Origin of the sequence: Chryseosolibacter indicum (assembly GCF_018598585.1) — a bacterium.
Lineage (GTDB): Bacteria > Bacteroidota > Bacteroidia > Cytophagales > Cyclobacteriaceae > Chryseosolibacter > Chryseosolibacter indicus.
The window spans coordinates 1-16156 of record NZ_JAHESD010000089.1 but is presented as its reverse complement, the minus strand read 5'-3'; the positions used below and the strand labels follow the sequence as shown (position 1 = coordinate 16156).

The 16156-nt window shown below is 40.9% G+C and carries 13 protein-coding genes and 1 pseudogene; 7 read left to right on the top strand and 7 right to left on the bottom strand.

Going from position 1 to position 16156, the window contains the following annotated elements:
- Positions 1–3 precede the first annotated feature (3 nt).
- The 4 genes from KK060_RS22970 to KK060_RS22955 all read left to right on the top strand — a co-directional run bounded on the left by KK060_RS22970 (position 4) and on the right by KK060_RS22955 (position 7441).
- Positions 4–168: a DUF2905 domain-containing protein gene (locus tag KK060_RS22970; RefSeq protein ID WP_367397535.1), complete on the top strand. Its 165-nt coding sequence runs from the start codon at positions 4–6 to the stop codon at positions 166–168.
- A 96-nt stretch (positions 169–264) separates the two neighbouring features.
- Positions 265–5031, top strand: coding sequence for a hypothetical protein (locus KK060_RS22965; RefSeq protein WP_254157289.1), 4767 nt, complete (start codon positions 265–267; stop codon positions 5029–5031).
- A 94-nt stretch (positions 5032–5125) separates the two neighbouring features.
- Complete coding sequence (locus KK060_RS22960) at positions 5126–6484, top strand: dipeptidase (RefSeq protein ID WP_254157287.1); 1359 nt, start codon at positions 5126–5128, stop codon at positions 6482–6484.
- Positions 6485–6859: 375 nt separating this feature from the next.
- Entirely contained in the window at positions 6860–7441 is a 582-nt protein-coding gene (locus KK060_RS22955) for a hypothetical protein (protein WP_254157285.1), read from the top strand.
- Positions 7442–7818: 377 nt separating this feature from the next.
- Here KK060_RS22955 and KK060_RS22950 read toward each other — a convergent pair whose 3' ends face one another.
- From KK060_RS22950 to KK060_RS22930, 5 genes are all read right to left on the bottom strand, one after another.
- Entirely contained in the window at positions 7819–8208 is a 390-nt protein-coding gene (locus KK060_RS22950) for a response regulator (RefSeq protein ID WP_254157283.1), read from the bottom strand.
- A gap of 240 nt (positions 8209–8448) precedes the next feature.
- Positions 8449–9102: a response regulator transcription factor gene (locus KK060_RS22945; protein WP_254157281.1), complete on the bottom strand. Its 654-nt coding sequence runs from the start codon at positions 9100–9102 to the stop codon at positions 8449–8451.
- Positions 9086–9892 carry a sensor histidine kinase gene (locus KK060_RS22940; RefSeq protein WP_254157279.1) on the bottom strand — a complete coding sequence of 269 codons (807 nt, stop codon included), beginning with the start codon at positions 9890–9892 and terminating at the stop codon, positions 9086–9088. Before KK060_RS22940 ends, KK060_RS22945 begins: the two co-directional genes overlap by 17 nt.
- Positions 9893–9983: 91 nt before the next feature.
- On the bottom strand, positions 9984–10649 hold the full coding sequence (locus KK060_RS22935) for a hypothetical protein (RefSeq protein WP_254157277.1): 666 nt from the start codon (positions 10647–10649) through the stop codon (positions 9984–9986).
- A 6-nt stretch (positions 10650–10655) separates the two neighbouring features.
- Positions 10656–11039 carry a hypothetical protein gene (locus KK060_RS22930; protein WP_254157275.1) on the bottom strand — a complete coding sequence of 128 codons (384 nt, stop codon included), beginning with the start codon at positions 11037–11039 and terminating at the stop codon, positions 10656–10658.
- Between the two features lie 209 nt (positions 11040–11248).
- On the opposite strand from KK060_RS22930, the pseudogene KK060_RS22925 reads away from it, so the two are divergent.
- Positions 11249–12387: pseudogene (locus KK060_RS22925) on the top strand (trans-sulfuration enzyme family protein).
- Positions 12388–12517: 130 nt separating this feature from the next.
- The gene (locus tag KK060_RS22915) at positions 12518–13090 is read left to right on the top strand and encodes a DNA-3-methyladenine glycosylase I (protein ID WP_254157269.1); all 573 of its coding nucleotides are present in this window, start codon (positions 12518–12520) and stop codon (positions 13088–13090) included.
- Between the two features lie 68 nt (positions 13091–13158).
- Here KK060_RS22915 and KK060_RS22910 read toward each other — a convergent pair whose 3' ends face one another.
- Both KK060_RS22910 and KK060_RS22905 read right to left on the bottom strand, forming a co-directional pair.
- Complete coding sequence (locus KK060_RS22910) at positions 13159–14745, bottom strand: M20/M25/M40 family metallo-hydrolase (RefSeq protein ID WP_254157267.1); 1587 nt, start codon at positions 14743–14745, stop codon at positions 13159–13161.
- Positions 14746–14912: 167 nt separating this feature from the next.
- Positions 14913–15404: a hypothetical protein gene (locus tag KK060_RS22905; protein WP_254157265.1), complete on the bottom strand. Its 492-nt coding sequence runs from the start codon at positions 15402–15404 to the stop codon at positions 14913–14915.
- A gap of 104 nt (positions 15405–15508) precedes the next feature.
- Between KK060_RS22905 and KK060_RS22900 the strand changes: the two genes are divergently transcribed.
- On the top strand, positions 15509–16156 hold a 648-nt coding region (locus KK060_RS22900; RefSeq protein ID WP_254157263.1), incomplete at its 3' end, for a PCRF domain-containing protein.

Below are 16156 nucleotides of genomic sequence, written 5' to 3'. Positions count from 1 at the left end.
GGTATTGTTATTCAATACGCTGATAAAATACCTTTTATTGGAAAACTCCCTGGCGATATAGCCATCGAGCGACCGAACGTTAAATTCTATTTCCCCATAACCACCAGTATCCTTCTTAGCTTACTCATTTCTCTCATTCTTTATCTTTTTAATCGGTTCAAATCATAAAATATGTCATAAAAGGCAAGAAATTACGTTAAGCCTTTACCCATGCATTTAGCTTTAGATTATTTGCTCAAATTTTGCGAATTTCAAGATTTAATTGTGAAGCGTTTCCTGCTATATATTCTTTTGGGTTTCTCTACGAGTTACGCTTTGGCTCAGAATCAAGTAGCGTCACCACAAACATTTCCTGATAGTGTCAGCTACCTTCTTGAAGGCACCAGGAATCTTGAGGCAAAAGCGGTGGGTACCGATTTCGCAATGGTATGGGCAAGTTTATCTCCAAAGCATCAACAGGAAATCCGCAAACAATACCTCCTTCTTCGAAAAAAGAAATTCGCCATTAAGCCTCATGTTATTAATTATCTCGGTGCAATTATAAATGCTGTTAATGTTGAACGTGTTGACGACAACAAGTTCTCTTCTTTTCTTGATGTATCGGCAAAGGTGATAGAGAACAATACGTCTACGCAAGCAGCAAATTTCTTTGCTGTCACTCGTACGTTTTTCCTTCGCCATGCACTGCATTACGAAAAGCCCTTTCGTCTTCTGGTTACTGATGATGAATATGTGTTTGACTATATAGCTCCGCCACCACCTATAAGTTGGAACGATACCACACAGTTTCAAACACAAACGCAGGAAAGTGATGGTACAACAACTTCAAGTGATGATAGTTTTAATGAGTCCTTCGACACAACATTTCAGGAAGTCGCCCCTCTCTGGATGAATCCCCCACCACCTCCAAACATCGATGGAGCTGTATTAAAGTTTACCCGCGCCAATCTTATTTTTGTCACTCCTTACGATTCAACACAGTTAAAGAACACAAAAGGCACGTTATCCCTTACTCAGAATCTGTTTGTAGGAGAAGGCGGTAGATTCGACTGGTCAGCCGCATTGCTTAATCCTGATTCTGTATACTGCGATATGCACTCGTATTACTTTGGTAGCACAAAGTGTGAGCTAAAAGCCGATCTTGTTAACCTTAACTACTTAGGAAAAACTCCCGGAGCTGTGCCTGGTTCTTTTGAGTTTAAGTCTCAACCGCGTAAAGATTCCGTTGCTTCATCTTATCCCAGGTTCAAGTCCTATCAGAGTAACTTAGAGATTCAGGGTTTAGGAGACGAGAACCTGAAATACTGGGGCGGGTTTTCACTCACAGGAAATAAAATATCGAGCCAGTCCTTCAGCAACGATCCTTCAACAATAGAAGTTTACAATCAGGGACAGAAAAAATTCAGAGCGCAATCACCGAACTTTATCTTTAATAAAAGTTCAATTGCCTCAACAAGAACGTACATCAGCCTTTATCATGATCGCGATTCCATTGTTCATAACGTAGCACAATTAAAATATGCATGGGCAAAGGATAGCACCCAGCGATTAATTCTTCAGAAGGACAAAGGAGATATGCGACATACGCCCTTCTCTTCAAGTTATTTTAATATAGATTTCTCTGCAGACATAATGAAGTGGGACTTGTACGCTGACAGTATCAACGTAAGAACGGATGGAGGTAGAAATGTAGTTCCCCTAATTGTTGAGTCTGTTGATTATTACGATCCTGAAGATTATAAAGTATTGCAGGGTGTGGGATTTGGTTTTCATCCGTTAGCGGTTGTCGTAAACTATGCGCTGAAGAAAAGGGTAAGAGAGTTTTATTCAGGCGAGCTTGCATCATACACAGGAAGGGATCTGTTGCAAATTAAGAAAGCAATTGAGTTTCTGTATCAGAAAGGTATGGTCAGTTACGATCCACTCACCGATTTGGTAAAGGTAAAGCCTAAAGCGGTAGACATTTATTTGTCTTTTAGAGGAGAAGTCGACTATGATAATTTAAAAATCCACTCTGTTATCGATACCTCTGACAATGCTACTATAAATTTAAAGAAAGGATACATGACCGTGAGGGGTGTTGAAGAGTTTCATGTGAGTGATTCCCTGAACGTAAGAATAGAGCCAGACAGCAGTGTTATCACAATCCTTCGCGATAGAGACATCAAGTTTGATGGAATGATCGATGCCGGTAACTTTAAGATTAACGGCAAAGGGTTTATGCTTAAGTACGACAGCTTTTACATAGACCTGAAGCAGATAGATTCAATTAACTTCTACGTAACTGAGAAAAATGCAAAAGGAATTGAGGTTAGAAGGAAGATAGATAACTCCATGGTTGGAGCAGACTCAGTAGCCGCATCCATAGGTGGGATAAATCATTTTGCGCAGAAGTCAGGAACGCTGTATATAAGTAAGGCAAATAATAAATCAGGAAAGGTAAGAATACCAAACTATCCAAGGCTTGACGCTTCTTCAGGAGGTGTAATTTATTTTGACAGACCCGAAGTACTCGGAGGTGTTTATGACCGCTCCATGTTTTTTGTTGTGCCTCCGTTTAAGCTCGACAGTTTAAATGATGCCGACCCTGCGTCCATCAACTTCGATGGTACATTTGTATCCAGCGGAATGTTTCCAAACTTTAAGGAAAAACTACATACGCAACCAGATAAGTCATTGGGGTTTGATCACTCCATCCCACAAGGTGGATATCAACTCTATCAGGGTGATGGTAAGATGCACGGTATTGTGAGCATGAATGCAAGAGGTCTGCGCGGGTTTGGCGAAATAGAATACCTGGCAGCAAATGTAAGTTCTCAGGAAATGGTGTTCTATCCTGATTCTGTAATTGCTTCAGGCCGACGGGCCAGGATTGCAGAGAAGCAATTTGGTTCTGTTCTTTTCCCACAGGCTTCACTGTCTGACTACTCCATGAAGTGGGTACCCAAAGAAGACAAGATGCGTTTTAAAAACCAAAAGGGTCCTTTTAGTTTTTATGATTCAACAGCGTTTATGCAGGGTACTGTTACTGTTTCTAAAAATGGCGTAGCAGGTATGGGTAAGCTCGAGACAAGAGGAACGGAACTTATCTCCCGCGATATGCGCTTTGCCGGCGACAACTTCAGTTCGCGTCATGCTAGGTTCAAAGTAAGATCAGAAGATCCCAATAAGCCGCTCTTCACAGGTAACGACATCCGGTTAAGATTTAACCTAAAAGAAAATTATGCAGATATAAGCCCTGAAATAGAAGGGGTTGCCGCCATTGATTTTCCATACGCTCAGTTCAAAACATCAATACCAAATGCACGATGGGATTTGGATGAACAGAAGATCGTAATGAGTAAAGATCCGAAAGTTGATATTGAAAACTCATACTTCTATACAACACGTAAGGAGCTTGATTCACTACACTTCAATGCCGAAAAAGCAGAGTACAATTTAAAGACACAGGAATTAAAGGTTAGTGGTATACCATATATTGTTGTTGCCGATGCTCAGATCACGCCAGAGAATAATGAAGTGCTAATTCTAGAGAATGCTAGGATTGGAACGCTGAAAAATACCACCATCGTGCTCGATACACTAAATGCTTATCACAGGCTAACTGAAGGTGTGGTGGATATTGTTTCAAGAAAGGAGTTTAGCGGTTATGCTACTTACCAGTACGTTAATTTGCTCAACGATACCTTCGCTATTAAGATGACGGACTTCCACCTTGAGCCAATTCAGCCAACGGAAGGAGTTAAAAAATCCAAACGCAGTTCGCAAGCTACCATGCAGACTGTTGCAATGGGTGCCGTATCTGAACAAGAGCATCTTGTATTAGGAGCTGGTCTCTTTTACAAAGGAAACATGATCATGTATGCTACCCGTCCTGCATTACAATTAGATGGTTTCGTTAAACTAGACATCAGAAATATCGAAAACTATAATGCGTGGTTAGAATATAAGCAGAGCGGTGAAGAAACAGAGGTTAGACTAGACTTCAATAACTTGATTACCGAAGATGGCAAAAAGGCATCAGCAGGTTTACACTTTGACGAAGCCGGTAACGACATGTACCTTACTTTCTTTAACGATCGAAAAAGCGAGGGAGATGAAGACTTCTTTACACCTGCCGGTTCCTTAGTCTATGATAAGGAGGTCAACGAGTATCGCATTGAAGACAAAGAGAAGGCTGAGGGTAAAAAGTTGGCAGGGAAAGTATTTGCTTACAATGACGAAAAGCGGCAGGTGCGCTTCGAAGGTCCTGTAAACCTTTTCACCGGTGCCAAAGGATTCAGCGTTACTTCTACTGCCCTCGGCACGGGCAACCTTGCTACCAATGAATTCAGGATGAATTCTTTTCTGATGATAGAAAGCAACATTCCTTCATCAGCTTTCGATCTCATGGCAAAAAATCTTCAGGAGGTTATCAAGAATGAAGGCGCCTCTGAAGGACTTGGTGATCAGACAGAGTTGCTTTACAAAATTGGTGATATTATAGGTGAACGTGCCGTTAAGGAATATGAGCAGAAGAGTCAGCAAGGTTATGTTTCATTAGGAACCCTTCCTCAGCTTGCTAAACAACTTGTATTTGCTGATGTAAACCTCAAGTGGCATCCAAAGGCAAAAGCGTTTTATAATGAAGGAAACCTTGGGGTATCTAACATCGGAAGAAATGACATTAACGGTGGCTTTGAAGGCTTTATGGAAATAAGAAAAACCGAAGAAGGTGTTCCCGTATTCCATGTCTTCATAAAGGCTTCACCAGAGGCGTGGTATTACTTCGGCTTTGAAGACAACCGGTTAATGGTTCATTCTTCTAATGGCGCCTTTAATGATATTATCTCTAAAAAGTCCAATGCAGGCAAAGCCAAAGTTGGTGAGGTAGCATTTATTCCAGGCAGCGAAGATGAAACGCTGGCTTTCATCAACAGGTATAGAAAACAGTATTATGGTATTGAAGTGCCATATAGCTTAAATGAAGGGCCTCAGGTTGTTGAGAAGAAAAAGGAGGAGGAGAAAAAGGAAGAGGACGACGGCTTCTAACGCTTCCTCATTGCAATTCTCCTAAAGAATCCAGTGAATTTATTTGAGGTCTATGGGCGCAAGCTTAATTTGCGAGCAATAACTCATAGCCACTATGGTAAAAGATTATATCCAATCCAATAAAGACCGTTTCCTTTCAGAATTATTTGACTGGCTCCGTATTCCGTCTGTTAGCGCGGATAGTCGTTACAAAGGCGATGTTAGAAAGGCAGCTGAATTTCTAAAGAATAAATTATCAGAAGCAGGAGTAGATCGTGTAGAACTATCCGAAACAAAAGGACATCCCATTGTTTATGCAGAGAAAATTATTGATCCATCGCTTCCTACAGTTCTTGTCTACGGCCATTACGATGTCCAACCCGCCGATCCATTAAATCTTTGGACGTCGCCTCCTTTTGAACCCGTTATCAATGACGAAAAAATATATGCACGTGGCGCCTGCGATGATAAAGGACAGGTGTACATGCATGTAAAGGCGTTCGAGGTAATGATGAAACATAATAACCTGCCATGTAACATCAAGTTTATGGTAGAAGGTGAAGAGGAGGTTGGGTCTGATAATCTGGGTACCTTTGTTAAAGAAAACAAGGAACGATTAAAGGCCGACATTATTCTTATATCTGATACTGCTTTAATCTCTCTCGAGCATCCTTCTATCACTACAGGCCTAAGAGGATTAAGCTATATGGAAGTTGAAGTAACAGGCCCCAATAGAGACCTTCACTCCGGTGTTTATGGTGGTGCCGTTGCAAACCCTATCAACGTATTGTGTAACATGATCGCTTCTTTGCACGATGAAAATGGAAAGGTTACAATACCAGGTTTTTATGACAAAGTAGCAGAGCTCTCAGCCAAAGAACGTGAAGCGTTAAACCGTGCTCCTTTCGACCTGAACGACTACAAAAAAGATTTAGGAATTGATGAAATAAAAGGAGAAAAGGGCTACTCAACAGTTGAACGTACAGGCATCAGACCAACACTAGATGTTAATGGAATTTGGGGAGGTTATACAGGTGAAGGAGCAAAGACAGTATTGCCATCAAAAGCCCATGCAAAAATTTCTATGCGTCTTGTTCCTAACCAGGTTAGTGCTGAAATAACCGAACTCTTTACCAAACATTTTAAAGCCATCGCGCCAAGTTATGTAAAGGTAAAAGTAATAGCACACCACGGCGGCGAGCCCGCAGTAACATCAACAGAATCGCCAGCCTACCAGGCAGCAAGCAGGGCTTTCCAAAAGGTGTGGGGTAAAACACCAATACCAACACGCGATGGAGGTAGTATTCCAATCGTTGCTTTATTCAAGAAAGAACTCGGACTTGAAACCGTGCTCATGGGCTTCGGATTAGATAGCGACGCAATCCATTCTCCTAATGAACATTATGGCGTAAAGAATTTTATGCTGGGTGTCGAAACTATTGTTGCCTTTTATGAGCAATACGCTCAAAAATGATTTTAAGCACCGAAAGAGGCCGTTTCGAAAGTCTATCATCCTGGCGAATCCAGTGAAACATCTTCAAAGTACCAAAACTTAGGAGGATTGCCCGCCTCGCTCCGGATGATGATACTTCTTTAAAACTTTTGAGACAGCCTCTTTCCCTTAACTATTGGTTCGCCTCACCAGACATCTGGATCTAAGCAGATCTAACCTGACTTTTCAGCCTTCCCCAATTTCTCCAAACTTTTGGCGCCCTTCCCCTTTTATTCGCGGAAATAAACGAGTGCAGAATGAGTGTAACACGAGTGTAGAAATGAATTATTTCGGTAGCATAATCTGGTTTTGACACTATTTGTCACTGACCCAGCCTTACTTTAAGGAAAAATACCTATGGCATACGTCAAAGAAAATGACCTTACAGAAGGCTTAAGCGGAAAATTCGGGCCAAAATTTGTGTTTAAGCAGCTAAGAGGAAAAACCATCGTAGCAAGGCGATCAAAGGCCGTTAAAACGCAAAGTGCTTTGCAGAATGACAACCGATTAAGGTTCAAAAAGGCTACTGAGTACGCAAAAGCAATGATGCTAATAGCCGAAAAGAAAGCTTACTATTGGAAAAAAGCTAAGAAGCAAAAACTTCCCAATGCCTACACCGCTGCCATTTCAGATTACTTGCGAAAGCCCGAGATCATTGAATCCACCATTTCAGTGCATAACGCTGAAGTCACATTAAAGGCAAGGGCAGCAAAAAGAGATTTTGCAATAAAGGTTATGAAAGTAATTGCTGTAGGAAAAGATGGTGCTGTAGTTGAACAAGCCGAAATAACCAAAGATTTTGGATATTGGCGATATAAGTTTAAAGATAAGAAAGAGATGCTGAGTAAAATTATACTGATTGTACAAGATCACGCAGGCAATATTATATCGAAGGATTTGGAGCTAGACCAGGTAGAAGTGCCGTCTACTATGCATTAGTTTGGGAGAATCACAAAGTAAACGGTACCTGTAATTGTATTGGTTGAAGCTTACGGAGAAACTATTTGTGGTAAAGTTTCTTCCCCAGTAATATCACCAAACCATCCACGTGCTTTAACCCAATCCATAAGGGCAGGAAGAATAGACTTGCTGATCTTCATATTACCGAGTATAACAATACGGATTTATAAGGGAGATCTTAGAGTAACCTTTTTTTACCTTTTCTGTTTAATGCGAACTAAAAGATTAATGCGAACTAAAAGAAGAAATGGCCGCTCTTGAGGGTAAAGAGACAGCCATTCTTAGAGAGAGCCAAACTAATCTTAAAGGGGTAGAGGGGTTTTTATTAAAGCAGTTTAACTATTTACAAGGTTTAATCATAAGTCGTCCCAGTTTTTATCAGGCTCAGGTTTTACTTTGTCTTGTACAATTTCAGCAAGGCGTTCATCTAGGTCTTTTGTACATAACATACCAGCAACACCAAGCGCATTTCCAAGGTGCTCAGTTTTAGCATCTACGGTATCGGCAATAAAGATTACCGGAACGTTCTTATTTACGGAGTTTGTCCTTATAGAGCGAACAAGTTCGAAACCCGTGATCACAGGCAAATCAGTACCACAAATTATTAAGTCAAAGGATTCGATTCTAGAGGTTAGGAGCCCATCCAAACCCGAGTCGGTGTGTATGACAACGGGAGAGTTGCCATGCAGGACTGATCTCACTTGATCAATTACCAGTTTTTGCCTGTGAACCACAAGTATCTTCATAACTGTTAAACCTACTCTATTGTAATTTATATGCACTTCCTTTCCCTTAATATACTCTACGAATGTCGTGTAAAACATTTACAAAACTTTCAGTAACAATTTGTCGGGCTCAGCATACCCGAGCAGCTAATTACCTTTTCTTCCAGTTTTAGGAATTTAAGAACCTTTTACTCTCGTATACCCCAAGAAGGGTTAGGTAGAAAGTACTAGAAAAATGAGTAAAAAGTACTAGTGAGCTTCTTATTTAATAAGACCCGTCTCGTATGCATACCTCACCAAACCAACCACATTGCTTACACCAATTTTCTCCATAATGTTGGCTCTGTGATTTTTGACAGTATGTTCACTTAACGAAAGCTTCGATCCGATTTCTTTAATCGTCAATTCTTCACACACCAGTTTCACAATCTCTTTTTCCCGCTCCGATAATTCAGCAACGGAGAAAACAGGTCTTAATGGTGCCCGTTTCTCTTTAACGTTTTTTCGCAGAACAGAAGCCACCAAATCATTATGATAGAAATCTTTTTCAACAACCGCATGGATTGCTTTCTCGAGTTCGTCTGGCTCAGTGTTCTTTAAAAGAAATGCATGTACACCCATCTCCATCATGTGTATGATAAAGCGTTCACTGTCATGCATTGTGAGTATTATTATTTTTACGTCAGGGTATTTCTGAAGGATGACTTCACAAGTATCAGCACCGTCCATCACAGGCATTTGTAGATCTACAATTGCTACGTCAGGGATATCATACTTCATCAGCGTAAGAAGCTCTTTACCGTTCTCCGCGTCTTTAACTTCGGCAATACTATCGAAAGCCATTAACAGGTTAACCATCGCCTTACGAAATAAGGTATGGTCATCAGCAATGTATACTTTAAACGATTGTTTCATTACCAACAGGTATCGTTAGAACAGTTTTACTTCCTTTTCTTCTTTCCTTGTCGTATTCAACCCTGCCACTTAACAACCGTGCACGATTCTCTATGTTGAATAAACCTAAGCCTTTGCCACCGGTCTTATCATTAATAAACGCCTCCGCATCAAAACCTATACCATTATCTTCTACGATAATCGCTAAATTGTTTTGATAAGAAAGCGTTACGTTTATTTCGGATGCTTGAGCATGCTTAATAGCATTATTAATCAGCTCCTGAACAATCCGAAAAACCATAAGCTCGCGGTTCTTATCCATTGTTTGATAAGACCCTTCTTCAGTGAAATGAATGACAATTCCTGAAGTAGCCTGAAAGCGTTCACATAGTTCGGTTAATGCATTGAGCAATCCAAACTTTTCAAGTGTTGATGGCATCAGGTCGCGACTTATTCTTCTGACAGAGCTGATGGTATCATCCAGCATCTGTTTGGTTTGGTCGACCTGCCCCGGCTCCGGAAGCTTTTTGGCAATGGTGGTAATACCTACCCTGATGGTAGAAAGCATGCCGCCAATGCTATCATGAAGATCAGCCGCGAGTCTTCTCCTTTCACTTTCTTGTGATTGCAGCTCTGCCTCAAGCATTTTCTGTTGATACTCAAACTCCAGGGCCTGACGTTTCATTTGCTCCTGAATCATCTTCTTCTGGTAGAAAACAACGAAGATGATAATAGCTCCCGCCATCACAAGCATAGTCACAATGCCAATAGCAATGATGAGATATATTTGAACTGACTGTGGTTGATCCATAACTCCGATAATAAAAATATAGACAATAATGCAGGAAATATGGATTCCATTGAGAAATATGAGGGACTTTTTACAAGGATGGATACATGTGCTACGAAGAATAAGAGTTCGACTTCCTCAATCTTAAAAAACCTCCGTAGATGATAAAGGTATTACCTATGATCGTAAGGAGGTGATGAAAGGTCCAAATAATAATCATATTATCTCCCTGAACCGTTATCAAGTAATTCGTAACACTGTAAATAGCAAGCTTACCGGAGTAGGAAAAGAAAACACCTGAAACGATCCAGAACAAAGCGTCTCTTTGAAGCTGATGAGTAGGCAGTTCTTTTAGCATTTTGTAAAAGAATGTAATACTGAATACAATGATTACTAATGACCTGATAGTCTGAGGGTAGGAAGCAGACTGGATTTTTTGAATGAATAAGTAGTTCACACTCGTGAATAGAATGTAAACTACGTTTACAATAATTATTGGTTTTTTTAAAGGAGCCCAGTTGATAGCATGGTAAAAGAAGCCTGAAAAGGTAACAACGCAGAAGAGGTGATAGGGTATAGACGCATAGTTAGGAATAACGTCAAAATAGAGTAGGATATCTCCTGCTACTTCAGTAGCAACAGAAAAAAACAAAGAGATTGCCAGCCACCGATATTCCGGTGTCTGGCTAAAAAAATTTCTTGCATGTAGTAGCCCAGCAATAAAATAAGTAATTGTTAATGCATGAGAAGAAATTACCATTATATCCAGGTACTGCATGGTTAATTAATTAGTTTGACCCGTAGGGCAATGTGGGGGACAGGTTTTTCCGTCATTATAAGTACCACTACCGCCACCTTCATTCATTGTTGTAAGGTTTGGCGATGACGATTTAACTATCGGCTCATCATTCCAAACCAGGCTCCCATCTTCTTTAGTACCCACTAAAATAAGATCATCGTACTCTCTGCCTTCACTGTTTGTCTTTCGGGCGAAGAAAAAGGTAATACCTGATATTGTCTGATCCTTTAAGATTTCCTCGATGCAATTTCTGCCATAGAAAACAGAACCGGTGTCTTTCTGCCTTTCCTTAGCAAATCTTGCGATCCATTCTTTGGCTTGTTTTTTTGATATTGACTTGCCAACGTTTTTCTTGAATTCATTTGCCATAACATGTGGGGTTTAATATTTATAATGCCAAAATATAATTTTTTAAGTTCTTAATTTTTGATATGTAAACTTTGAAGGCAGAACGCGTGAAATGGAGTGTGCCCTTTAATAGGGTGTTTTGATGCTCTAGGTCTGCCAAAGTGACGTTTCTTATTGATGTAGGTGAGATTAATCGCCAATCATTATATTTGATTTTTCCCGAAACATCTATGAACAACAACCAAAGAGCATCAAAGTTAACACTTAGCGTACATGCAGGGTCTCATGGAGACCCAAGGTTTAAAGGTACCGTTACTCCTGTTTTCCCTTCAACAGCTTACGATTATGAAGACGGTGCTACTACTTTATATCCCCGTTATTTCAATACGCCCAACCAGAAAGCTGTTGTTGAAAAACTGGCTGCTCTTGAGAATGCTGAAGATGGTATAATTTTCAGCTCCGGCATGGCCGCTATATTAACGGCAATTTTCGCCATGATGAAAAAAGGCGACCACGCCATCTTCCAAAACGACTTATACGGAGGGACTTTTCATGCTATCGTCAATGAGATGCCACGTTACGGGATGGAGTACACGCTGGTTGATGGAAGCAATCCGGAGAATTTTAAGAAAGCTATACGCGCTGAGACAAAGGTTATTTACATCGAAACGCCTTCTAACCCCACATTAAAGATAACCGATATTAAAGCAGTTGCCGACATAGCAAGGGCCCACGGCATTATAACCATCATCGACAATACCTTTGCATCGCCGGTAAATCAAAATCCAATCGACTTAGGTATTGATATTGTTACGCATAGCGGCACCAAGTATATCGGAGGACATAGTGATATAAGTTGTGGCGCTGTATTAGCCTCTGCGAGTTTAACTAAACAGGTATGGGAAAGTGCCATTCATTTTGGTGGATCGCTGGATCCAAATACCAGCTGGCTTGTAGAAAGAAGTTTGAAAACCATTGTACTTCGCGTTCGCCAGCAAAATGGCAATGCCCTTGCCATTGCAGAGTTTCTGAAAAGCGATAACCGTATCGGACGGGTTTACTACCCGGTCTTGTCGATCATCCGGATCATTCAATTGCCAAAGCACAAATGCCAGGAGGCTTTGGTGGAATGCTATCATTTGAAGTGAAGAATGATGCGAATAAATTTATGAGTAGATTAAAGCTGATTAAAAGAGCCATCAGTCTCGGGGGTGTCGAATCCACCATTACATCACCGGCAAAAACATCGCATGTTAAAATGAGTGCGAGTGAAAGAGCTGCAATTGGAGTAACAGATAATCTGGTAAGGCTATCAGTAGGTATTGAAGAGCCAAACGACCTGATAAAAGATATTGGGCAAGCACTTTGATTCTGCTTTTCACGAAGTTATCCACAAATCCACAAGGATATCCACAACGGCCCGTATGCGTACACGTCTGCCAATAGGGGCCGTTGTATTCCTTTGTTTAATTTTGTTATTACTATAGCAGCACCTACTTATGGCTAATAATGAAAAAGTACGATGTCCCTGGTGTCTTAAATTCGAACAGTATATTCAATATCACGATGAGGAGTGGGGTGTAGCCGTACATGATGACAATATCCATTTTGAATTCCTGATATTAGAAGGGGCCCAGGCTGGATTAAGCTGGTCAACAATTTTAAAAAAGCGCGATGGCTATCGAAAGGCCTTTGCTGACTTCGATCCGGTAAAGGTTGCACGTTTTACTGAGGCAAGAATTGAGAAGATCCTGTTAGACCCAGGCATTGTTCGTAACCGCTTAAAGGTTAATGCTGCCGTTTCCAACGCGAAACGTTTTCTTGAAGTCCAAAAGGAATTTGGCTCATTCGATGCTTATATATGGGGCTTTGTTAACGGCAAGCCTATTGTTAACAAATGGAAAAGCCTGAACGAGGTACCGGCAACTACAAAGGAATCTGATGCACTCAGTAAAGATCTTATTAAAAGAGGCTTTAAGTTCGTAGGGAGTACAGTGATATATTCTCACATGCAGGCATGTGGGCTGGTTAATGATCACTTAATCACTTGCTGGCGATATAACAAGGTATAGAAATGAATTAGTTTCCAAAATAAAGAAGCCTGGTCTTTACACCAGGCTTCTTTCATTTTGTATAGATATTACTTACGTGGTATTCTTTCGTCTCTATTGGCTGCAAGCCAGGCAAACGTAGCGGTAACTACTGCATTGTGTTTAAGGTCTGCTTCAACAGCCTTATCATATAAGTCCATGCTGGTATGGTGTGTTCTTGTTCCATACTCTAAAGGATCCTGAATGAATTGAAAGGCAGGCAACCCAATGGCATCAAAAGAAAGATGATCTGTTCCTGAAGTATTTCTTAGCGTAAGTGTTGCTGCTCCCATTTTTTCGAAAGGCTTCAGCCATGCACGAAAGATTGGAGCTACGGCCTCATTCCCCTGAAGGTAAATGCCTCTGTATTTTCCTGAGCCATTATCCATATTAAAATACACAGAAAATTTCTCTGCTGCAGGAGTAAGCCTGATAGAGTCATATGGGTAGGTTTTATCCAACCTATTTCCTAAAACTCTTTTAACATAATTTCGTGAGCCGATTAAGCCTTGTTCTTCACCGCCCCATAAAGCAATGCGGATTGTTCTTCTAGGATTGCTTCCTAATGTTTTAATGATTCGCATTGCCTCCATCATCACAACTGATCCTGCTGCGTTATCGGTTGTTCCGGTTCCGCTATGCCAGGAGTCAAGGTGCGCACCTATCATTACAACTTCATCTTTAAGCTCAGTGCCAGGGATCTCAGCGATCACATTAAATCCCGGTGATGCATTTGTGAAAGCAGTCTCTAATGTTAATTCCAGTTTAACAGGCACATTCTGCTGCAGCTGTCTCACCATTCTATTGTAGTGTTCTGCTGCCACTACAACTTGGGGAAGTATTTTAGGAGCATTGGCACTGTAAGCACGAAGTCGCTTTTCGTTAGGTACCTCTGCCGGGTAAGGCACTGTTGCAGCGGCTACTGTAATTGTACCGTCTTCAAGTCTTGTTGCAGGACTGGCTTCGAGAATAGCAACTGCACCTTCTTTCTGACATAGGTCCCACTTCAACCATGCAAGGCGTTGTGGTTCAGTTGCAGCCTGAAACCTCCTTGCTGTTAGGGCTTCACTGGCTCCTGAATTAGCCATCTGAAGTAATGTAGAATCATTAAGACGAGATGCATCCGGTGTAAAGCCAGGCTTTACAGGTGTCGGCAGACTGAAAAGCACAATCTTGCCTTTAAGCTGTCCTTTATATTTATTAATGTCATCCTCATTCTTTATGTCAAGGTAAACAGCATCTGCTTGTATAGTGCCTTTCACTCCCGGAGACCATGCTTTAGGATAAGCAATAACAGGGAAATAAACTGGAGATAAACTCTGAAGTGTAAATTTCTTCAACTCCCAGCCTTTCCCAAATGTTTCGTCCCAGGTATCAAAGTGTACATTTTGTAAACCCATTCCCTCTAATGTCGACTTTACATATTCTGCAGCCTTTGTATAGTTCGGCGAATTAGTAAGACGAGGGCCATGCACATCAGTAAGCATACTTAACATGCCCATTAATTGTGACCGATTGAGCCCTTCCTGTTTGATTTTAGAAACAACAGCGGTATCAATTTTCTCTTTGTGCTGTGCAAAGAGCGGGATACAACAAGTAGAGATGGATAGTAGAATGACGTAAAAAATTCTCTTCATAGGAAAACAATAGGTTAATAACCTTAAAAGTAATGTTTGGTAATAAATGAGAGGATACCGTTTGTAAACTTTCCTTCCGTTACATAACGATTCGCCTAAACCCTTTTATCTTCTGATTGAAAAAACAGGATTAAGCATTAAGAGTATAAGCCTGATTTAAGCAACGGCTATTTGTCCATGGAGAGAATCAATTGTTTTTTTGAGAGCCAGATATTCCAAACACCTTCAAGTTTTTCTGTACCGTCAGGCATTTTTACAACTACTGGTTTTGTGTATAGGAGAGAATCAGATTCGCCCCCGGCGTTTCTTACTTTTTGGACATTGTCTTGTAATGATCCTGTTTCATCGGCGAGATAAGCATCAACGAGTTGTTGTTCGAGTGCAAGCACATTGCCTTTTCCAGGCTCGACCCACCGTACACTACCTCTACTAACACTGACAAGAGAATCTATCTTAGATGAATCTCCTTTTGTATTTTCAAGTAAGGCTATAATCTTCCTTCCTTCAGCATAAGCAGTTTCAGTGATCTCGACTTCACTCACCTTCTTGATTTTATGCAATTCCATTTGTTCATGCATCCGCCTTCTTTGTTCGTCAGAAAGTTTACCATCGCAGGCTACTACAAGGGCAAATAGAACTATAACCAGAATAAATCTCATAATGCAAAATTCACTCTGTTAGATACAAAATCAAAGTTTTGAAGGACTTTTAAGTGCTTTAACTATGTTGTTTTTACATTAACTTTGTCGCCTGTTTAATAAATATGATCGAAAAACTGGAAGAAATTAAGCTTCGTTTTGAGGAAGTGGGTCAATTGCTTGTACAACCAGATAGTATGAGTGATGTTAAAAAGTTCTCACAACTAAGCAAAGAATATAAGGATCTTGAGAAGATTGTTAATAAATATAACCAATTAACCGGCGCGCAAAAGCACCTGCAGCAGGCCAAAGAGGTTTTGGAAAAAGAAAAGGATGCCGACCTTCGCGAACTGGCAAAAATGGAAATAGATGAGTTAGGGCCGAAAATTGAGCAACTAGACGCTGAGTTAAAGGAGCTGCTTATTCCTAAAGATCCCAACGATGACAAAAACGTTCTTCTTGAAATCAGAGCGGGTACAGGTGGTGATGAGGCCGCAATTTTCGCAGGAGACCTTTGGCGTATGTATCAGCGCTTTTGTGATAGAAAGGGACTTAAAATGTCTGTATTGGATGTAACTGAAGGAACAGCTGGTGGTTATAAAGAGGTAATAAGCAGTGTTACGGGAGAAGGGGCCTATGGACTTTTAAAATTTGAATCGGGGGTACATCGTGTGCAGCGTCTTCCGGCAACCGCGCAGATGGGCCGTGTACACACTTCGGCTGCCTCTGTGGTTGTGCTTCCTGAGGTGGATGAGGTTGGAGATGTTGTAATC